Genomic DNA, 21,303 nt, shown 5'->3' with positions numbered 1-21,303 from the left:
CCTATTGTGCCTGAACGCGTAATTCAGCGATTGAACGGCGAGGATGACCTAATAAGGCATGAACATCACTCGATTTAGGTTTGACTAATTTAAAGTGTTGTGACCAATATTCCCATTGAGAAAGTAGTCTTTCTCCTTGTTGGGAGCCAGTTAGCCGTACATGCTCTGCGATCATACCGCGAAGATGCTCTGCCAAAATCGCATAATTAGCCACGGGAAGAAGCTCAATAGAGGCGTTATTGATCCGTTGTGATAGTGTGGTATCTTCATCTAACAGATAGGCAAAGCCCCCCGTCATCCCTGCACCAAAGTTAATCCCTGTTTTACCCAGAATACAGACAATACCGCCGGTCATATATTCGCAGCCATTATCCCCAACCCCTTCAATCACCGCAATGGCGCCAGAGTTTCTGACTGCAAAACGTTCACCCGCTAATCCAGATGCATAGAGTTTTCCACCTGTTGCGCCATATAAACAGGTATTTCCCATAATCGTGGTCTGATGGGCTTTAAAGGCAGAACCGACTGGCGGTGAAATAACAATGCGTCCACCCGCCATGCCTTTCCCGACATAATCATTGGCATCACCCACTAAGGTTAATTCCACCCCTTGCGCATTCCAAACGCCAAAACTTTGGCCAGCAGTACCCGTAAAGTGAAGTTTTATTGGTGTAGCAGATAAACCACTTTCACCATAGGTTTTGGCAATGAGCCCGGATAACGTGGCTCCCACTGAACGGTCTGTGTTACGAATGGAAAAATAGTGGGTTTGGCTTATCTTTTGTTCGACGCCTGTGATGGTTTGCGCAACAATACGTTGATTTAATTCTCCTTTATCATAAGTATCATTGTGCTCCTGACAATAGAGCGCTTTACCTGTAGGAGAGGACGCGGTTTCTAATAATCCTGTGAGCGATAATTTTTGCTGCTTACTGGTTATCCCCTCTAAGCAAGAAAGCAAATCCGTTCTGCCGATTAAATCGGTTATTTTCCTTACGCCAAGTTGTGCCATAAGTTCACGGGTTTCTTGGGCAATAAAGCGGAAATAGTTGATAACGCGCTCAGGTAAACCATGAAAATGTTGGCGGCGTAGGGTTTCATCTTGGGTCGCAACCCCCATAGCGCAATTATTTAAATGGCAAATTCGCAGATATTTACAGCCTAACGCCACCATTGGCCCGGTACCGAAACCAAAACTTTCAGCTCCTAAAATGGCCGCTTTGATAATATCAACCCCCGTTTTTAATCCACCATCAACTTGTAAGCGCACTTTATGACGCAGATTGTTGGCAACTAATGCTTGTTGCGCTTCTACTAGCCCTAATTCCCAAGGGCTACCTGCATATTTAACTGACGTTAATGGGCTGGCACCAGTACCGCCGTCATAACCTGCAATAGTAATTAAGTCTGCATAAGCTTTAGCGACTCCGGTGGCGATTGTACCAACGCCCGGCTCAGAGACCAGTTTGACAGAAATAAGCGCACGGGGATTAATCTGTTTTAAATCGAAAATCAGTTGTGCTAAATCTTCAATAGAGTAGATATCATGATGGGGAGGCGGGGAAATCAGTGTGACTCCCGGTACGGCATAACGCAGTTGCGCAATATAAGGCGTGACTTTATCACCGGGTAACTGGCCACCTTCACCGGGTTTTGCCCCTTGTGCCACTTTGATTTGTAATACATCGGCACTCATTAGATAAGATGGCGTGACACCGAAACGACCTGAAGCTATCTGTTTGATACGTGAAACTTTGTTGGTGTTGTAGCGTGCCGGATCTTCACCACCTTCTCCAGAGTTTGAAAATCCGCCTAAGGTATTCATTGCTTGCGCAAGGGCTTCATGGGCTTCTTTACTTAATGCACCAATTGACATCGCCGCAGTATCAAAGCGTTTAAACAGTTCACTTTCTGCTTCGACATCTTCAATTGCAATAGGGGTTGTGTCATTGAGAGCTAATAGATCACGTAAGGTGGTAATAGGGCGTTGTTGCACTAATTGGGAATAATGTTGGTAATCAGCGTAGTCACCACTATTTACCGCTTTTTGCAACGCTTGAACCACATCAGGATTATAGGCGTGATATTCACCTTGATGGGTATATTTTAATAACCCACCAGCGTCTAGAGGATAGCGAGTTAGCCAAGCACGTTTGGATAGATTAAATAAGTCTTGTTCAAAATCGCTAAAATCTGCACCGTTAATACGATTATCAACCCCATCGAAGCAACGTTTAACGACATTATCATGCAACCCTACGGCTTCAAATAGCTGTGAGCAACGGTAAGAGGCAACGGTGGAGATCCCCATTTTGGACATTATCTTATACAGACCTTTGTTGATCCCATTGCGATAATTGAGCATGACTTGCGCATAAGTACCCGACAATATTTTTTTATCGACTCGTTGCGCTAAGGATTCATAAGCCAGGTAAGGGTAAATAGCGGTTGCGCCAAAACCTAATAGTACAGCAAAGTGGTGGGGATCACGGGCGCTTGCGGTTTCAACAATAATATTGGCATCACAGCGTAAATTATTATCTACCAAGGCTTTTTGTACCGCGCCTACTGCCATAGGCGCAGGAATAGGTAATCGCGCTTGAGTGATATTTCTGTCGGATAAAACCAGTAATACTGCGCCACGATTAACCGCTTGTTGCGCCGTTTCACATAAGATGTGTAGTGCGGTTTCTAAATTATTTTCAGTCGGTTGATAGGTGATATCTAGCGTGATGGATGAATAATAAGGGCTTTCTTGATTGAGTAATTGTTGAAAATCACTATAAAGCAAAATGGGTGATTTAAAACTGAGGCGATGGGCTTGTCCTTCCGCTTCACTAAAGACATTCATTTCGCGACCAATACAGGTTGCTAAAGACATCACATGCGCTTCTCTTAATGGATCAATCGGCGGATTGGTCACTTGCGCAAATTTTTGTCTAAAATAGTCATAAATTAAGCGTGGGCGCTGAGAAAGTACGGCAAAGGGCGTGTCATCTCCCATCGAGCCGGTGGCTTCCTGCCCATTTTCAGCCAGTACATGCAAAATCGTTTCCAGCTCTTCTTGGCTATAAGCGAACTGTTTTTGGTATGTCGCCAGTAAGCTATCATCAAAAGCGCGCTCTCCTGTCGCTTGTGGCTCAGGCAATTGCTCAAAAGGGATCAGGCGTTTAACGTTACGCTCCAACCAAAGTTTATACGGGTGTCGCCTTTTTAAATCTTCGTCAGTTTCAGCAGAATGTAAAATGCGACCTTGATAAGTATCTATTACCATTAGTTCGCCAGGGCCGACACGCCCTTTTTCTAGAACTTCATCAGGTTGATAATCCCAAATGCCAATTTCAGAAGCACAGGTAATAATATTATCGGTCGTGATAACATAGCGAGCTGGACGCAGGCCATTTCTATCTAGTGTACAGGCTGCATAGCGACCGTCAGATAACACGATCCCCGCAGGTCCATCCCAAGGCTCCATATGCATAGAGTTAAAATCAAAAAAAGCACGTAGATCATCATCCATTTGTGGATTATTTTGCCATGCGGGCGGCACTAATAGGCGCATAGCGCGGACAATATCCATCCCCCCATTAAGAAAGAGTTCGAGCATATTATCCAGTGAGCTTGAGTCTGAGCCACTCTCATTTACAAAAGGCGCTGCAGTTTGTAAATCGGGGATCAGCGGCGTATGAAATTTATAGGCTCTTGCTCTTGCCCATTGACGATTTCCTGTAATGGTATTGATTTCACCATTATGGGCAAGATAGCGAAAAGGCTGCGCAAGCGGCCATTTTGGGGTGGTATTGGTGGAAAAACGTTGATGAAAAAGACAGATGGACGATTCCATCCGTAAATCCGCTAAGTCAGTAAAAAAGCGAGGCAAATCAATTGCCATGCACAGCCCTTTATAGACAGTCACTAAATTAGAGAGGCTACAAATATAAAAATCATTATCGGTAATACGTTTTTCAATTCGGCGACGAGCGATAAATAAGCGGCGCTCAATATCATTAATACGCCATCCGGCAGGCGCATTGACAAAAATTTGTTCTATTGACGGTAAAGAAGAGAGGGCGATACTGCCTAAAATATCTGTGTTAGTTGGTACTTTACGCCAGCCAACGATAGAGAGTGTTTCTCGTTGCAATTCTTCTTCAACAATTTGACGGCACTGTGCAGCAATAGCATTATCTTGGCTTAGAAATAGCATGCCTACTGCGTAATTGTTCGCTAAATGCCAGCCATTTTCCTCGGCAATTAACTGAAAAAAACGCGTTGGTTTTTGTAATAATAACCCACAACCATCGCCGGTTTTTCCATCAGCAAGGATCGCGCCACGATGCTGCATACGGGCAAGGCCATGGATCGCATTTCTGACAATTTTATGGCTGGCTTTCCCCTCAATATGGGCTATTAACCCAAAACCACAATTCTCTTTTTCCGCTGTTTTTTGATAGAGCATAGTTTGCTTCCTACTCAGTTTATGGGCACCTCAAGAACGAGCGCAAAAGGAACGATTTTGTCTCAAGGGTGTAGGTAAATTTATGGGTGCTCATCGGGTGATGGTGTCTTTAGCTTTGCTATCTCGGTTTTTTATTTTGCTAAGCTACTAGTCAAATTATCGATAAATAAAAAACAGGTCAATCAGCAAGGATATTTGACTATAGCCAGCGTGATGAGCGTTTTTTTTCTTTAATTATTTGATAAATAAAAATATTATTTGGAAATTATTTCATTGGTTATGGGATAGTGAGTGTGAGCTATCTCACTTTTTTTATGGGGTTCTGCTTTATTGCATTCTTTGATGTTAGGTAATGCCAGTGAATTTATCTTAATTATTAATCTATTTTAGTATTTTATTGTTTTTATACTTTTTATCTAAAAAAAGACAAATTGCATTTTTTAATTTCTCTCTTTGGTAAAGAATATAACTATTATTTATGTAATACCTCTATAAATTGTTTTTATAAATGCTCGCGGGGAAAAAGGAGGATCACTGATACAAAATAATGCAAAGGCAAGATACAAGGTGAAAAATCGTGTTTTGGCTACAATTTTCTGAATGTTCACCACTTCGTCAATGTATTTTTAAGGTATCATTCTCTAGATTCAATCTATTGGAGTTTTCAATGAAATTGCTCAAAGGGCTTGCCCAATATTATGTAGATTTAATGATGAGGCTAGGGTTAATCCGCTTCTCATTACTGTTAGCATCCGCATTGGTTGTATTAGCGATGGTCGTACAGATGGCCGTGACATTCCTACTTGCCGGTGATGTCACTAGTATCGATCTGGTACGCTCTATCTTCTTTGGTTTGATTATTACCCCTTGGGCTGTCTATTTTCTTTCCGTGGTGGTAGAGCAACTTGAAGAATCACGACGTCGTTTATCGCGGATGGTCGATAAATTAGGCGTAATGCGACAGCGAGACTTAGAGCTGAATTCACAATTAAAAGAGAATATTGAGCAATTAAATTTAGAGATCCAAGAGCGTGAAAAAGTAGAAAAAGCCCATCTTGAACTATTGGAAAAACTCAAAAGTGAAATGAAGCGTCGTGAATTGACGCAAATTGAACTAGAGCAACAATCTTCCTTGTTACGCTCCTTCTTAGATGCCTCGCCAGATCTGGTCTACTATCGCAACGAAGATAATGAATTTTCTGGTTGTAACCGTGCTACAGAGCTATTGACCGGTAAAAGTGAAAAGCAATTAATTGGCTTAACACCACTGGATGTGTATGACGAAGATATCGCCGTCAAAGTGATGGAAACCGATGAGAAAGTCTTTCGCCATAATGTGTCACTCACTTATGAGCAGTGGTTGGTGTATCCGGATGGGCGTAAAGCGTGTTTTGAGTTACGCAAAGTGCCCTTTTATGACCGAATTGGTAAGCGTCACGGCTTAATGGGCTTTGGACGTGACATTACAGAGCGTAAGCGCTATCAAGACGCGTTAGAAAATGCTAGCCGTGATAAGACCACCTTTATTTCTACAATCAGCCATGAGCTACGTACGCCGCTTAATGGGATTGTGGGGTTAAGTCGTATTTTATTGGATACCGAATTATCACCAGAACAGCTCAACTACTTAAAAACTATCCATGTCAGTGCCATAACGTTAGGTAATATTTTTAACGATGTGATTGAAATGGATAAAATTGAGCGCAGAAAGATCCAGCTTGATAACCAACCTATCGACTTTACTGAATTTATCTCTGATTTAGAAAACCTATCGGGATTATTAGTCCAGCCTAAAGGGTTAAAATTCACCTTAGAAGCGCAAGAAACGTTACCGCATAAAATTACCACCGATGGGACTCGTTTGCGTCAAATCTTATGGAACTTAATTGGTAATGCGGTGAAATTTACCCAAGAAGGGGAAATTAAAGTACGTATTTGGCAAGAAGCGCCTGATAAGTTGTTCTTTGAGGTGAAAGATAGTGGTATTGGTATCCCTCAAGGTGAACTTGAGAAAATCTTTGCCATGTACTATCAGGTCAACGACAGTCAAGGTGGACGTTCTGCAACGGGAACAGGTATTGGTCTTGCTGTCTCAAAACGCTTAGCACAGCATATGGGAGGCGATATTCATGTGGAGAGTGAGTTAGGACATGGTTCTATCTTTACGCTTTCCATTGTCGCTCCTGCGATTAAAGAGCAAAGTGATTTTGAAGAGGATGATGAATTATTGCTTCCTGCCCTTAATATCTTACTGGTTGAGGATATTGAGCTAAATGTTATCGTAGCATGTTCAGTATTAGAAAAATTAGGCAACACGGTAGATGTGGCGATGACTGGGCAAGAGGCTTTGCAAATGTTTAAGCCGGGTGAATATGACTTAGTGCTGTTAGACATTCAATTACCTGATATGACCGGATTTGATATTTCAAGAAAATTACGTCAAGAGTTTGATAGCAGTGAACTGCCGCCATTGATTGCTTTAACCGCCAATGTCTTAAAAGACAAAAAAGAGTATTTAGACGCTGGAATGAATGATGTGCTCAGTAAACCGCTTTCTGTGGATGCGTTGACAGCCATTATTAATAAATTCTGGGGAGATGAAGCGGTTTCCGTGACATCGAGTGAGTCACCTCAATTGTTGAGTAAAAATGAAGAGTTACTCGATATCGACATGCTGAATCAATACATCGAACTTGTCGGACCTCAATTAATCACGGATGGTTTAGATGTTTTTGAAAAGATGATGCCAAGTTACCTGTCTGTCCTTGAATCTAATCTGACGGCACGAGATCAAAAGGGCATCACTGAGGAAGGACATAAAATCAAAGGCGCGGCAGGCTCTATAGGTTTAAAACATTTACAGCAACTGGCAAAACAGATCCAATCTCCAGAATTACCTGCATGGTGGGATAATGTTCAGGAATGGGTAGATGAGTTAGAAAGAGATTGGAGAAAGGATGTAGAAAGTTTAAGAAACTGGTTGGCAGACGCTAGAAAAAAATAACCCCAACCGAAGGTTGGGGTGCGCGAATACTGCGCCAACACCAGGGAAACTTTTCTACTCGCTTTTTTGATTATCATTACATAGGCGAATAGGATGAAGCTATTCCATACATCATACAAGCAACAAAATAGCAAATATAAGTTTTTTTGTTACAAGAAACATTTAAATATGTGATGGCGATTGGTGTTTACACCTATAAATGGGTAACTAGTAATCTACTACAAATGGAGAAAGATATGAAATCAATTGCGGTAATTTTAAGTGGTTGTGGTGTCTTTGATGGCAGTGAAATTCACGAATCAGTGCTCACAATGCTTGCTTTAAGCCAAAATAAAGCTGAGGTTCATTATTTTTCACCTAATGATTTTCAACCTACTGTAATTAATCATATTACTGGAGAAGAAAAAGCAGAAAAAAGGAATATGATGGAGGAGGCTTCACGTATTTCTCGTGGGAAAATATCGCCTTTATCAGATGCTAAGGCTGAAAACTTTGATGCGGTAATTATCCCCGGAGGTTTTGGTGCAGCAAAGAACTTATGTAATTTCGCCACGAAAGGTGTTCAGTGTGAAATTAACCAACAGCTCTTAACTTTTGTTCAAAAGATGCATCAACAGAAAAAACCATTAGGTTTAATGTGTATCGCCCCCGTTATGTTACCAAAGATGTTAAATGCCCCAGTAAAATTAACCATTGGTAATGATGCAAAAACGGCAGAAATGATCACCGAAATGGGAGGGATACATATTAATTGTCCTGTCGACGAAATAGTGGTTGATGATGAGTATCGGGTTGTGACCACCCCTGCATATATGCTGGCAGAATCGATAGCACAAGCTCAGGTGGGGATTGAGAAGCTGGTTAAAAAAGTACTAGAAATGGCATAACAATAGAGTGAATACAGCAGATGGTACTAGTGAGAAAGTTAAAGAAACTATTAATTATTCTAATTGCTTTATGGTTAGGGATAGTTGTCCTGTTTTCTTTTTTACCGGTGCCTTTTTCTGCTGTAATGCTACAAAGACAAATTTCTTCGTGGAGTAAGTTTGATTTTTCTTATGTATCCCATTCTACATGGGTTAGTGAAAATGAGATATCCCCACAGATCTATTTAGCGGTAATAGCCTCTGAAGATCAAAATTTTCCAAAACATTGGGGATTTGATTTCGATGCGATTGAAAAAGTTTTCCAAAATAGCCTGCAAAGCTCAAAAACGATACGAGGTGCCTCTACTATTTCACAACAAACGGTCAAAAACTTATTTTTGTGGGATGGGCGCAGTTGGATAAGAAAAGGACTTGAAGCCGGAATGACGCCAGTGGTGGAGCTGATTTGGTCTAAAAAACGTATTTTAACCGTTTATCTGAATATCGTAGAGTTTGGCGACGGTATTTTTGGGGTTGAGCAGGCTTCTCAGCACTATTTTCGCAAGCCTGCTAAACAACTCACCGCCCATGAGGCGGCTTTATTAGCCGCTGTTTTACCTAATCCACATATTCTTCATGTTAATAAGCCTTCCGCGTATTTGCTAAAACGACAGCAGTGGATCTTAAATCAAATGCGATTAATGGGAGGAACTTCGTTTTTAAGCAAAAATGCGTTGTTATAACCATTAAAATACTTTTTTTATTGATTCGTCATTTTGTGACGCCATTGTGGCTATTGCATTCGGATCGTTTGCTTGGCGGGATTGAGTGCGAAATTGCGATGGTGTCATACCATATTTACGTTTAAATGCGTCACAAAAATAAGCATTACTACCAAAACCACAGCGATGACTAATTTGAAACACAGAATAGTTAGAAAAGGTGAGGTAATTTAATGCGATCCCCATTCTGACATCCAACAGTAATTGACAAAACGAAACGCCCTCTTTACTTAAATGACGACGTAATGTTGATGGCGTAGTATAGAGCGTTTTTGCTACATCCTCTAAATGCCATTTACGTTGCGGATCTTGTGTTATTAGATGAGTAATCGCCTGATTTTTTGGCTCATCATAATTAAAACGAAAAATATTAAGAATATCGACCCCTTCGTGATAAACCGCCAGCAAAATAAAAAAGAGGCTCTGTTGCATAAACAGGGTCTCTTGAGAGGGGGTGCCATGTTCAAGCGGTAGACATTGCTGAAGTAACGTAAAATTAGTTTTAACCACCTCAGGTGTTGATAGATGATAATCAGGAAGATGACGAGTAATCGGCGCCCCTGATTTTATTAATGGTTTAAGTAAAGAGAACACAGATTGTAATTCAGTTTCAGACAGTACTAAGGTATGTAATTCAATCGGTTTGGTCGGGAAAAAATTTGTCACATCACAAGAAACTTGACTATATTTAGGAATAATCAACGTGAGATTAGTGGTGACTGTGATAGTTTGCCCATTAATACAAATCTCACCTTTTGCACCATATACCATCGCGATCATCGGGTTTTCGATGTAAAACGTTTTTAAGGATATTTGGTTAGAAGAAAGTATGTGTTTGTATTCCATTGTCTTAGATATACCACAGGCAAGTTCAAAATGAACATGGGTTAAAATAAACAAAGCTTAAAGTTAACCACTTAATTTGTGAACTTATAAGCAGTAAGCATGGGTTTTATTATCACAATATTCCTATTGCGAAACCGCGTCGTTATACCGAATAGTATAAGAGTGGCTCAGAATATAATCTTGTTGCTGAGCAATAACAATATCGATATCTGTTCATTTTTTACTTTTATTTTTACCATTGTTATTTTTTCTAAACAAATTGCTGTTTATTTAAAACGCATTTTTTGAAACTCGGTGTAAAATCGCGCGGCATTGATGGAGCGCTTTATCCTGTTTGAGGAAAATGCAATTTATCTTTATTCACACCCTACCCAACATTCATTTCATTATTTTCTCGGTGATTTTGAATGACATAATCTGATGGGTAGTGCGGTATATATTCGTCTATTTCCTGATTTATTTGATCAATTTTGCCAAGTTGGCAGGAGTGGGTATGCCTGACTTTTCTGAGAAGGGTTGGCTTGCTGACATCGCTTTACGATATGAGTTAAAGCGAGGAAAGACATGTCTTACTGAAAAACGTCATCTCGGCCCCTTAATGGTTCAGCGACCTTTTTATCCAGAGCAAGGTGTTGCACATACCTATTTGTTGCATCCTCCTGGTGGGGTGGTCGGTGGTGATACGTTATCCATTAATATTAATGTGCAACCTTACGCACATGCCCTATTAACAACGCCGGGGGCGACAAAATTTTATCGTAGTGCAGGAGGCACTGCATCGCAAACGCAGACATTGACGGTTGCACAAGAGGGCTTTTTAGAGTGGTTACCCCAAGAGAATATCTTTTTTCCTGATGCTCAAGTGTGTTTAACCACACATATTCATTTAGCCTCATCAGCGAAATTTATCGGCTGGGAAATGCAGTGTTTTGGACGCCCAGTTTTAAATGAGTGGTTTGAAACTGGCAAGGTAAAAGGGCGCTTAAATTTTTATGTTGATGAGAGATTAATTTTAACAGAGTCAATGCGGGTTGAAGGCTTACAAAAACAAGCTGCCGCAATGCGTGAATTTCCTATGTTTGGCTCGCTTTATATTTATCCTGCAACCGATGCATTAAAAGAGATTATTCAACACCATTTAGAGAAGGTAAATCCCCTAGTTGAATATGGTTTAACGGATGTTGATGGCATTTTAGTTTTACGTGTATTAGGGACGCAAACCGAGCCGATGATGGCGTGTTTTGCGCAAGTATGGCAAATCGTCAGACAGCACTGGCTAGGTTATTGCCCTGAGCCACCGCGGATCTGGGCGACATAATCGTTTATTTTAGGAGCAGAAATGGAATTAACACCAAGAGAAAAAGATAAATTACTGCTTTTTACTGCAGGCCTTGTTGCAGAAAGACGTTTAGCTAAGGGATTAAAACTTAATTACCCTGAAGCTGTCGCCTTGATTAGCTGCGCCATTATGGAAGGCGCACGAGAGGGGAAAACAGTTGCTCAATTAATGAGTGAAGGACGTACTGTTTTAACCGCAGAGCAAGTAATGGAAGGGGTGCCAGAGATGATAAAAGATGTTCAAGTAGAGTGCACTTTCCCCGATGGCACCAAATTGGTTTCAATTCACTCACCTATTGTGTAGGTAATAACATGATCCCCGGTGAAATTAGAGTTAATGCAGCATTAGGCGATATTGAACTGAATGCTGGTCGCGAGACAAAAACCATACAGGTGGCTAATCATGGCGATAGACCTGTACAAGTCGGCTCTCATTACCACTTTTATGAAGTGAATGAGGCACTCAGGTTTGCACGAGAAGAGACATTAGGTTTTCGTTTAAATATTCCTGCTGGTATGGCTGTGCGCTTCGAGCCCGGTCAAAGTCGCACTGTTGAGTTAGTGGCTTTTGCAGGAAAACGTGAAATTTATGGTTTTCATGGCAAAGTGATGGGTAAATTGGAGAGTGAGAAAAAATGAAAACTATCTCACGTCAAGCTTATGCGGATATGTTTGGCCCAACAACAGGCGATCGTTTGCGATTAGCAGATACCGAGCTGTTTCTTGAAATTGAAAAAGATTTCACCACTTATGGCGAAGAGGTCAAATTTGGTGGTGGTAAAGTTATTCGTGATGGTATGGGGCAAAGCCAAGTTGTTAGTGCTGAGTGTGTCGATGTTCTGATCACCAATGCCATTATTTTAGATTATTGGGGCATTGTAAAAGCAGATATTGGTATTAAAGATGGCCGTATTGTCGGTATTGGCAAGGCAGGTAATCCAGATGTTCAGCCCAATGTGGATATTGTCATTGGCCCCGGAACAGAAGTTGTCGCGGGAGAAGGTAAAATTGTCACTGCTGGTGGTATTGATACCCATATCCACTTTATTTGTCCGCAACAAGCCCAAGAAGGTCTCGTTTCTGGCGTAACCACCTTTATTGGTGGAGGAACAGGCCCTGTGGCAGGTACTAATGCAACCACAGTTACCCCCGGTATTTGGAATATGTACCGCATGTTAGAGGCGGTGGATGAATTACCTATTAATGTGGGGTTATTTGGTAAAGGTTGTGTCAGTCAGCCCGAAGCAATCCGCGAACAAATAACAGCGGGTGCTATAGGTCTTAAAATACATGAAGACTGGGGGGCAACGCCAATGGCAATTCACAATTGCCTTAATGTCGCCGATGAAATGGATGTACAGGTGGCTATTCACTCTGACACCTTAAATGAAGGTGGTTTTTATGAAGAGACAGTAAAAGCCATTGCCGGTCGAGTGATCCATGTATTCCATACCGAAGGCGCAGGTGGTGGTCATGCCCCTGATGTGATCAAGTCGGTAGGAGAGCCCAATATTTTACCTGCATCAACCAACCCAACGATGCCTTATACCATTAATACCGTGGACGAGCATCTTGATATGTTGATGGTCTGTCATCATCTCGATCCCTCTATTCCTGAAGATGTGGCATTTGCTGAATCTCGTATTCGTCGCGAAACCATTGCTGCAGAAGATATCTTACATGATATGGGGGCAATTTCGGTGATGTCGTCAGACTCACAAGCCATGGGACGAGTCGGAGAAGTTATCTTACGCACTTGGCAGTGTGCACATAAAATGAAATTGCAACGAGGCACATTAGCGGGTGATAGCGCAGATAATGATAATAATCGTATTAAACGTTATATCGCTAAATACACGATTAACCCGGCACTGGCACATGGTATTGCTCATACGGTGGGATCAATAGAAAAAGGTAAACTTGCGGATATCGTGCTATGGGATCCTGCTTTCTTTGGCGTCAAACCGGCACTTATCATAAAAGGTGGTATGGTCGCTTATGCGCCAATGGGGGATATTAATGCGGCTATTCCAACCCCGCAACCGGTTCATTATCGTCCAATGTATGCCTGTTTAGGAAAAGCCAAATATCAAACGTCGATGATCTTTATGTCAAAAGCGGGTATTGAGGCGGGAGTGCCAGAAAAATTAGGCTTAAAAAGCTTAATTGGTCGTGTGGAGGGCTGTCGTCATATCACAAAAGCTTCGATGATCCACAATAACTATGTTCCTCATATCGAATTAGATCCACAAACTTACATTGTTAAAGCGGATGGTGTACCACTGGTTTGTGAGCCAGCGACTGAATTACCGATGGCTCAACGCTATTTCTTATTTTAACCAGCGTTTTTATTGAGAATTTATTGAATGAAAAAATTTACTCAGATTATTGATCAACAAAAAGCGCTTGAACTAACCTCTACAGAAAAGCCAAAGTTAACCCTTTGTCTTACCATGGATGAGCGCACCAAAAGTCGCTTAAAAGTGGCTTTAAGTGACGGGCAAGAAGCCGGGCTATTTTTGCCTCGAGGCACCGTACTTAAAGAGGGGGATATTCTGCTGTCAGAAGAGGGCGATGTTGTCACCATTGAAGCGGCTAAAGAGCAAGTATCAACGGTTTATAGTGACGATCCATTATTACTTGCTCGTGTTTGTTATCACTTAGGTAACCGACATGTACCATTGCAAATAGAAGCAGGTTGGTGTCGTTATTTTCACGATCATGTATTAGATGATATGGCTCGCGGCTTAGGGGCTACGGTGGTGGTTGGCTTAGAAAAATACCAACCTGAGCCGGGGGCTTATGGTGGATCATCCGGTGGTCATCACCACCACCATGATCACCATCATTAATGGCACTGCGATCATCAAAGGAGGTGCATGATGCTAGCTGATCTGCGCTTATATCAATTAGTTAGCCCCTCTCTTCCGGTAGGTGCTTTTACTTATTCTCAAGGGTTAGAGTGGGCCATTGAAAAAGGTTGGGTATGCTCAGCAGAAACCTTGTCAGATTGGTTAAGCGCACAAATGACCGGAACATTAGCCACACTCGAGCTTCCTATATTGCGGCGATTACAAACGAGTTTGGCAAAGGGTGATAGCGATACAGTGAAATATTGGTGTGACTTTATGGTCGCAAGTCGCGAAACCAAAGAGTTAAGGCAGGAAGAGCGTCAACGGGGGATCGCTTTTGCCCGTTTACTTCCTCAATTAGGCATTGAATTAGACGATACGTTACAACAGCGGGTTAAACAGACGCAATTAATGGCGTTTGCGTTAGCTGCCGTGCATTGGCATATCGATAGTGAAAAGCTCTGTTGTGCCTATGTTTGGGGCTGGTTAGAAAATACGGTGATGTCTGGGGTAAAACTGGTGCCATTAGGGCAAAGCGCAGGGCAAAAAATGTTGTTTGCTCTAGCTGAGCAGATCCCCGCTATTGTTGAGTTATCGGCACATTGGCCACAAGAGGATATTGGCAGTTTTACGCCAGCTCAAGTGATCGCCAGTAGTCGCCATGAAACTCAATATACTCGACTTTTTCGTTCATGAGATAAAGAGATGCAAGAATATAATCAACCACTGCGTATTGGTGTTGGTGGCCCTGTTGGTTCAGGAAAAACAGCACTATTAGAAGTTCTTTGTAAAGCTATGCGCGATAGTTACCAAATCGCCGTTGTTACCAATGATATATATACACAAGAAGATGCAAAAATTTTAACTCGTGCGCAGGCTCTTGATGCGGATCGGATCATTGGTGTTGAAACAGGAGGATGTCCTCATACGGCTATTCGTGAAGATGCTTCAATGAATTTGGCTGCCGTAGAAGAGTTGGCGATGCGCCATAAAAACTTAGATATTGTTTTTGTCGAAAGTGGCGGAGATAACTTAAGTGCGACCTTTAGCCCTGAATTGGCTGATCTTACTATTTATGTTATTGATGTTGCAGAAGGTGAGAAGATCCCTCGCAAGGGGGGGCCGGGGATCACACATTCTGATCTGCTGGTGATCAATAAGATCGATCTTGCGCCTTATGTGGGAGCGTCATTAGAAGTGATGGAAGCAGATACAGCCAAAATGCGTCCTGTGAAACCTTATGTTTTTACTAACTTAAAAGAGAAAGTAGGTTTAGAGACGATTATCGATTTTATTATTGATAAAGGTATGTTGAGACGTTAATCACTATAGAGTACCAGTATCGGTTATCGCTGTTACAATGACCGATACTGGTAAAATAATACGCTACTACCACGTGATACCTATCAGCGATATATTTAGTTTAGATAGGTAAATGCCGTTGTTACTTTAACAACACCTTTGGTTTCACTGGCAATTTTAGCGGCTGCAGCCCCTTCTTGACGGGTTAATATCCCTAATAAGAATACTTCGCCATTTTCGGTGATCACTTTTACGGAAGATGATTTGACGGCATCGCTAGCTAAAATTTGTGAACGTACTTTAGTGGTTAACCATGTATCTGAAGAAGCAGTGCCTAATGTCACAGGCTCACCTTGGCGAACTTCATTATAAACATTGTTTACTCCTTCCACTTTGCTAGCAACTTGTTTAGCTGTCTCTGCAACCGACATATCTGGACTTTGTCCAGTTAACAACACATTTCCTTGATAAGCGGTAGCGACAATGCGCGCATTACTGTTCTTGATCTGTTGGTTTTTATTTAGAGCACCAGAAACTCGGGCTTCCAATGTGCCATCATCAACTTGTTGTCCTAATGAACGAGGATCGGTTGCGGTTTTGCCAGCAACGGCAGCAGTACCCACCACAGCGGCACCAATACAGCCTTGTAGCAATAGCGCGGAACAAAGTACTGCGGTAATCGGAAGCAATTTCATAGTAACTCCTTAGTCATCCTGATGTGGGAATAATGTATTATCAATTAAGTCGCAGAGACAATTGACCGTTAACATCTGCACTTCCTGTATTCTGACTGTACGCTGAGAGGGGATCCTGATCTCCACATCTTGAGGGCCTAATAATCCAGCAAGCTCACCGCCATCATAGCCAGTCAGTGCAACAATGGTCATATCTCGAGTAACAGCGGCTTCAACAGCTTTAATAATGCTTCTGCTATTACCATGAGTGGAAATAGCTAACAGTACATCACCTGCTTGCCCTAATGCCCGTACTTGTTTGGCATAAATTTCATCATGTTGCTGATTTCCCATAATGGCGGTCATCACAACACTGTCGGTATTTAAAGATAATGCCGGTAAACTTGGGCGCTCTGTTTCAAAACGATGGATCATACTAGCAGCAAAGCGTTGAGCCGTTGCTGCTGAGCTACCGTTGCCACAGCTTAATATTTTATGTCCGTTTAACAAAGATTGAACCATCATCATGGCAGCTCTGGAAATGGCATCGGGTAACGCTTCTGCTGCTGCAATTTGAGTTTGAATACTCTCTGTAAAGCAGACTTTTATTCTATCAAGCACGTTAAGACCTATATAATCTAATTTAACGAATAAATTCCGTATGATCGAGAATGTTTTTTAGCCATATTAACTGGCGTTGATCAAATGCACAAATATCAAAGCGACAGTTAACCGTCTCGATACTTTGTTGGCGTTGAGCTAACCAACAATTGGCGGCGTACCATAAGCGGCGCCGTTTACTGTAGGTCACTGAGCTGATTGCATCACCAAATTGTGCACTACGCCGAAAGCGGACTTCAACAAATATCCATGTTCTATTACCCTGCATAATAAGATCAATTTCTCCACAGGGATATCGGACATTACGCTCAATTAACTTTAACCCTTGTTGGCGCAAGTAATTTAACGCTTTTCTCTCATAATATTGTCCGACTAGATAAGTACTTTTAGGAATAATCATCCATGATTTCCTGATGTTATCTCTTATAAATAAACCGCCTCAAGATAAAGTCAGCTCCTTATCTGGAGACTTCAAAGAGGCGGTTTATGGGGGAAATTGCTTACTTATTGTCCCACAGGTTCAATTTTACCTTGTTTAAATTGCATCCATGGGAGTTGTCGATAAATAGTGCAATTATCTTCCACACGTAAAGAGCCAGAAACACCATTGAACTGTAAGGTTCCTTTGGTGAGTTCATTGTAATTGTTTGCTAATGACCATGCATCAATACCCATAGCGTAAAGGCGCATTAATGAGTAATCGTTCGCAAATTTACTGGATGCTTTTTGCATTAACGGTAAATTTGCTCCCGTCATAAGAGGAATATCACTAAATTGGATACCGTCCATTTCCATACGAAAATCTGGCCCCATTCCCCCTTGATTACTGCGTGAACTGACATAAATCGGTGGGCGTTTTTTGGTACTGATTGCCATATCAATCATTGGTTTAATCAATGTTAACTCATCGCTAGTGGCAATGATATACACAGAATCAATAGCACCGTTTGTTGTTGGCATTGAAGCGGTATCTAATGGCAGTGGTGCATTGTCTGTTGGCAATACCGGGGTTCCTGTCATTCGAATACCCACGCCACGATTAATTGAACTTTTTAGACTATCAAGAGAGCCGAAAGTTTGTTGTAAGACGGTTCCACCCCCGCTACGCTGCCACTCATCCGCAAAAGTTTGTGCCATTCTTTGACCGAATTTATTGTCAGGAACGATAATAAGTGGATTAGATTTTTGTTGCTGGCGTAAGTGTTGAGCCGCATTACGAGTTTCATCTTCTGGGGAAAGTGAAAAGAAACACACTGTAGTAGCAAGAGGAATATTATCAACTTCATTTAGTGCTAAAACAGGTAAACCACTTTTTAACTCAATAGTTTTGATCACTTCGGGTTTTAATAGTGGCCCCACAATTAAATCAGCACCCTCTTGTTGCACTTGTTTCAGTAACAGATCAATGGGTTGGCTATTGGTATCATACATAATCACTTGGCGATTATTTTGGACAATAGGATCTAATTGCACGCGGCTATTACCCGCAAAGGCTTCGGTTTCTTTTGCTGAAGTAGCATCACTATTTTCAGCGCCTTCCGCTGTATTCTCATCTGTTGAATTATCGTTTTCCGTTGTCGCTGTGTCTGCATTCGGAGATGAAATACCTAATTCTGCTAAAATGGAAGCTAAACTATCTTGTTGGGGGGCTTCTGGCGCTGCGTTAGCTTGAACTTGAGGTAAACCTTCTTTAGCATCGGTAAAGCCTTGCATAATAGCATTACCAAACACTTTAGCTTGTCCTGTTAACGGTAATAATAATGCGATTTTTCCGCTGTTACTGACGGCAGATTGTGATTGGCGCAATAACAGCGTCGGTAATGTTAGCGCTCCTGGATTGCGTGGATAGCGTGTTTGCCATTCGCGTATTGCTTGGGATAATTTACCCGCATCATCTTGGTTATATTCATAAGTGTTGAGTAAATCTAACCAGCCTTGTAATGTATTTTCATCAGCTTTGATTACCACACTACGACGTTGTTCAGGTGTAAGCTTCGTGAGTGTTAACCAAGTATCATCAATATTTTGCTGATGTAATACAGGATCAGTGATAAGGGGTTCTAGGCCAATATAGGCACGGATCACATCTAAAGAGGCTTGTCCGTTCGCATCATCAATGACTTTCTGAAATTGTTTCATTTCCACTTGCGCTTTTTCAGCAGGTGTCAGTGGCTGTTGTTGTTGCCCCGTCAGGGTACAACCTGACATAATCAAGGCAGAAAGTATTGCAGTATAGGATAAACCTGTTTTAAAACGCACAAAAATTGAGGAAAGCATACTGTACCCAGTGATGTTTTATAATTATGCTCAATTTTAAATCGGTCATTCGGAATAAACAATGAATCAACCTAATCGAGCAGCGGTAACGACATCCACACTGTACATAGTACCCACACCCATTGGTAATCTGGGCGATATCACCCAGCGGGCACTTGATGTGCTGTCTCATGTCGATTTAATAGCTGCAGAAGATACCCGTCATACAGGGCTTCTATTACAGCATTTTGCCATTAACGCACGTTTGTTTGCGTTACATGATCATAATGAACAGCAAAAAGCAGATCAATTAATTAGCAAATTACAACAAGGGCTAAGTATCGCATTAGTCTCTGATGCAGGTACACCATTAATTAATGATCCCGGCTATCATTTAGTCAATCAGTGTCGCAAAAACGGTATAAAAGTGGTGCCATTACCTGGGGCATGTGCGGCAATTACCGCGCTATCAGCCGCCGGATTACCTTCTGACCGTTTTTGTTATGAAGGTTTTTTACCAGCAAAAACAAAAAGTCGTCAAGATTGTTTGCGTGATTTAGCACAAGAGCCACGTACTTTAATCTTTTATGAGTCCACCCACCGTTTATTAGATAGTTTAGCGGATATGGTGACGGTTTGGGGGGAAGCGCGCTATGTTGTATTGGCAAGAGAATTAACCAAAACGTGGGAAACCATTCAAGGAATGCCCGTTGGGGAATTACTTAACTGGGTTCGTGAAGATGAAAATCGCCGTAAAGGAGAAATGGTATTAATTGTGGAAGGGTATCAAAAGCCACAAGAAGACCATTTTGCCCCAGAAGTATTACGCACATTGGCGATTTTACAAAAAGAGTTACCTTTGAAAAAGGCGGCAGCAGTTACCGCTGAGATTTATGGCGTGAAGAAAAATGCGTTGTACAAACACGTCATTGCGCAAAATGAAGCGGAACAAGATCAGTAAAACGATTTTTTGTTTCTTTCGCTATACATTAACGCGGAAAATCCTTATAATCCGCCCCCTGAGTTGACTAGACAACCGCTGCTTTATCGTTGTCCCTTCGGGGAGACGGATAGAGGGGAGGAAAGTCCGGGCTCCACAGGGCAGGGTGCCAGATAACGTCTGGGAGGCGCGAGCCTACGACAAGTGCAGCAGAGAGTAAACCGCCGATGGCCTGTTTACAGGATCAGGTAAGGGTGAAAGGGTGCGGTAAGAGCGCACCGCGCAACTGGTAACAGTTTGTGGCATGGTAAACTCCACCCGGAGCAAGACCAAATAGGGGTTCTTATGGTGCGGCCCGCATTGAACCCGGGTAGGTTGCTGGAGCCAGCGCGCAAGTTCTGGCCTAGATGAATGGTTGTCCACGACAGAACCCGGCTTAACGGTCAACTCACCTTATATAAAACCCTCGATTCACTCTGTGGCTCGAGGGTTTTCTGCTTTATTGCTATTGCTATTGCTAGTGTGATGATAAATGATTGCTCGCTGATATCGCTAGCTGATTAAGAAACGATATCAATAAAAAGACCACGAAAAGCCTTTTGACATCTTAGCGCTAGCATATTGCTATCTTGAATAAAAGCACCATCACCACAACGGATTTCCCCAAGCTCTTGCTCTGAGGTTTGGAAATGGACACCGCCTTTGATAGATTGCAAATAGCCTTTCTGACCCTGTATCGGCAAGGTTATTTCATCCCCTTGCGCTAAATTAATATGATAGAGCCAGATATTTTGCCTTAGCATCAAACTGCCATTATCCCCTGATGGGGAAGCCAATAATTGATATTTTAAATCTTCATTTAAAGCTAATTTTTGTGAAGCGATGCTCTCTTGTTGTGGACACGCGTTTAGCCATAATTGAATACGAGTTAATGGGGTATCTGGACTACTATTTCTTTCAATGTAAGTTTCTGTATTATGAGGCGAAATTAATAAACACTCGTTTTGTTTGGCGGTAAGTGTTCGCCCCATATTATCAAGATAAGTCGCTTCACCTCTTAAGATCAGGTTGACGACATCCACATGAGGATAGGTTTTTGCTTTAAACTCAGAATTTGGTGCGAGCACTTCTTGGTTCAGTACTCTTAATGTGCCATAGTCTAAAAAATGAGGATCGAAATAGTGGCCAAAGGAGAATGTGTAGCGAGCTTGTAGCCAGCCATAGTCCGCTTTGCCACACTGTTGTGCTGTTCTGTATTTTATCATCGCGGTACTTTTCGAGTCGATTAATCAATATATTCATCATAGAGATATGGACTGTAGATTGTTAGCAAGTTAATCTGGTGCCAATAATCAAATTATTT

The 21,303-nt window shown here is 41.9% G+C and carries 18 protein-coding genes and 1 other RNA gene; 12 read left to right on the top strand and 7 right to left on the bottom strand.

What is annotated here, in order from left to right; all coding sequences use genetic code 11:
* Position 1: 1 nt before the first annotated feature.
* Entirely contained in the window at positions 2–4,459 is a 4,458-nt protein-coding gene (gltB, locus tag HMPREF0693_RS10320; RefSeq protein WP_004245274.1) for a glutamate synthase large subunit, read from the bottom strand.
* Between the two features lie 667 nt (positions 4,460–5,126).
* Between gltB and arcB the strand changes: the two genes are divergently transcribed.
* The 3 genes from arcB (at position 5,127) to mtgA (ending at position 9,072) form a co-directional block, all read left to right on the top strand.
* Positions 5,127–7,463 (top strand): aerobic respiration two-component sensor histidine kinase ArcB, encoded by a 2,337-nt coding sequence (gene arcB, locus HMPREF0693_RS10315; RefSeq protein ID WP_004245272.1) that lies wholly within the window; start codon positions 5,127–5,129, stop codon positions 7,461–7,463.
* Between the two features lie 236 nt (positions 7,464–7,699).
* Positions 7,700–8,350, top strand: coding sequence for an isoprenoid biosynthesis glyoxalase ElbB (elbB, locus tag HMPREF0693_RS10310; protein WP_012368845.1), 651 nt, complete (start codon positions 7,700–7,702; stop codon positions 8,348–8,350).
* 20 nt (positions 8,351–8,370) lie between these two features.
* Positions 8,371–9,072, top strand: coding sequence for a monofunctional biosynthetic peptidoglycan transglycosylase (gene mtgA / locus HMPREF0693_RS10305; RefSeq protein ID WP_004245269.1), 702 nt, complete (start codon positions 8,371–8,373; stop codon positions 9,070–9,072).
* A gap of 3 nt (positions 9,073–9,075) precedes the next feature.
* Here mtgA and HMPREF0693_RS10300 read toward each other — a convergent pair whose 3' ends face one another.
* Positions 9,076–9,957: a helix-turn-helix transcriptional regulator gene (locus tag HMPREF0693_RS10300; RefSeq protein WP_004245268.1), complete on the bottom strand. Its 882-nt coding sequence runs from the start codon at positions 9,955–9,957 to the stop codon at positions 9,076–9,078.
* Between the two features lie 493 nt (positions 9,958–10,450).
* Here HMPREF0693_RS10300 and HMPREF0693_RS10295 point away from each other — a divergent pair, with 493 nt between their 5' ends.
* From HMPREF0693_RS10295 to ureG, 7 genes are read left to right on the top strand one after another with little or no spacing between them, the layout of a single operon-like run.
* Entirely contained in the window at positions 10,451–11,275 is an 825-nt protein-coding gene (locus tag HMPREF0693_RS10295) for an urease accessory protein UreD (protein WP_004248933.1), read from the top strand.
* 21 nt (positions 11,276–11,296) lie between these two features.
* Entirely contained in the window at positions 11,297–11,599 is a 303-nt protein-coding gene (ureA, locus tag HMPREF0693_RS10290; RefSeq protein WP_004245265.1) for an urease subunit gamma, read from the top strand.
* Positions 11,600–11,607: 8 nt separating this feature from the next.
* Positions 11,608–11,934, top strand: coding sequence for an urease subunit beta (locus HMPREF0693_RS10285; RefSeq protein WP_004245263.1), 327 nt, complete (start codon positions 11,608–11,610; stop codon positions 11,932–11,934).
* Positions 11,931–13,634 (top strand): urease subunit alpha, encoded by a 1,704-nt coding sequence (gene ureC, locus HMPREF0693_RS10280; RefSeq protein ID WP_004245262.1) that lies wholly within the window; start codon positions 11,931–11,933, stop codon positions 13,632–13,634. The genes HMPREF0693_RS10285 and ureC overlap by 4 nt, the downstream gene beginning before the upstream one ends.
* A 27-nt stretch (positions 13,635–13,661) precedes the next feature.
* Complete coding sequence (gene ureE / locus HMPREF0693_RS10275; RefSeq protein ID WP_004245261.1) at positions 13,662–14,147, top strand: urease accessory protein UreE; 486 nt, start codon at positions 13,662–13,664, stop codon at positions 14,145–14,147.
* A gap of 27 nt (positions 14,148–14,174) precedes the next feature.
* Positions 14,175–14,843 carry an urease accessory protein UreF gene (locus HMPREF0693_RS10270; RefSeq protein WP_004245260.1) on the top strand — a complete coding sequence of 223 codons (669 nt, stop codon included), beginning with the start codon at positions 14,175–14,177 and terminating at the stop codon, positions 14,841–14,843.
* 9 nt (positions 14,844–14,852) lie between these two features.
* On the top strand, positions 14,853–15,470 hold the full coding sequence (gene ureG, locus HMPREF0693_RS10265) for an urease accessory protein UreG (protein WP_004245259.1): 618 nt from the start codon (positions 14,853–14,855) through the stop codon (positions 15,468–15,470).
* A 95-nt stretch (positions 15,471–15,565) separates the two neighbouring features.
* On the opposite strand, the gene dolP is transcribed toward ureG, so the two are convergent.
* From dolP to HMPREF0693_RS10245, 4 genes are all read right to left on the bottom strand, one after another.
* Positions 15,566–16,144, bottom strand: coding sequence for a division/outer membrane stress-associated lipid-binding lipoprotein (dolP, locus tag HMPREF0693_RS10260; protein ID WP_004245258.1), 579 nt, complete (start codon positions 16,142–16,144; stop codon positions 15,566–15,568).
* 9 nt (positions 16,145–16,153) lie between these two features.
* Entirely contained in the window at positions 16,154–16,744 is a 591-nt protein-coding gene (gene diaA, locus HMPREF0693_RS10255) for a DnaA initiator-associating protein DiaA (RefSeq protein WP_004245257.1), read from the bottom strand.
* 22 nt (positions 16,745–16,766) lie between these two features.
* Positions 16,767–17,144, bottom strand: a complete 378-nt coding sequence (locus tag HMPREF0693_RS10250) for a YraN family protein (protein WP_004245256.1) — start codon at positions 17,142–17,144, stop codon at positions 16,767–16,769.
* A gap of 104 nt (positions 17,145–17,248) precedes the next feature.
* Positions 17,249–19,021: a penicillin-binding protein activator gene (locus HMPREF0693_RS10245; RefSeq protein ID WP_004245253.1), complete on the bottom strand. Its 1,773-nt coding sequence runs from the start codon at positions 19,019–19,021 to the stop codon at positions 17,249–17,251.
* Positions 19,022–19,082: 61 nt separating this feature from the next.
* Between HMPREF0693_RS10245 and rsmI the strand changes: the two genes are divergently transcribed.
* Positions 19,083–19,961 (top strand): 16S rRNA (cytidine(1402)-2'-O)-methyltransferase, encoded by an 879-nt coding sequence (gene rsmI / locus HMPREF0693_RS10240; RefSeq protein ID WP_004245252.1) that lies wholly within the window; start codon positions 19,083–19,085, stop codon positions 19,959–19,961.
* A 59-nt stretch (positions 19,962–20,020) separates the two neighbouring features.
* Positions 20,021–20,395, top strand: an RNA gene (gene rnpB, locus HMPREF0693_RS18355) — RNase P RNA component class A.
* A 105-nt stretch (positions 20,396–20,500) separates the two neighbouring features.
* On the opposite strand, the gene HMPREF0693_RS10235 is transcribed toward rnpB, so the two are convergent.
* Complete coding sequence (locus HMPREF0693_RS10235; RefSeq protein WP_004245251.1) at positions 20,501–21,205, bottom strand: pirin family protein; 705 nt, start codon at positions 21,203–21,205, stop codon at positions 20,501–20,503.
* Between the last annotated feature and the right edge of the window lie 98 nt (positions 21,206–21,303).

The sequence above is a fragment of the Proteus mirabilis ATCC 29906 genome (genome assembly GCF_000160755.1).
In the GTDB taxonomy this organism is placed as follows: domain Bacteria; phylum Pseudomonadota; class Gammaproteobacteria; order Enterobacterales; family Enterobacteriaceae; genus Proteus; species Proteus mirabilis.
The sequence above is the reverse complement of the archived record's forward strand: the minus strand, read 5'-3'. Positions and strand labels throughout refer to the sequence as shown.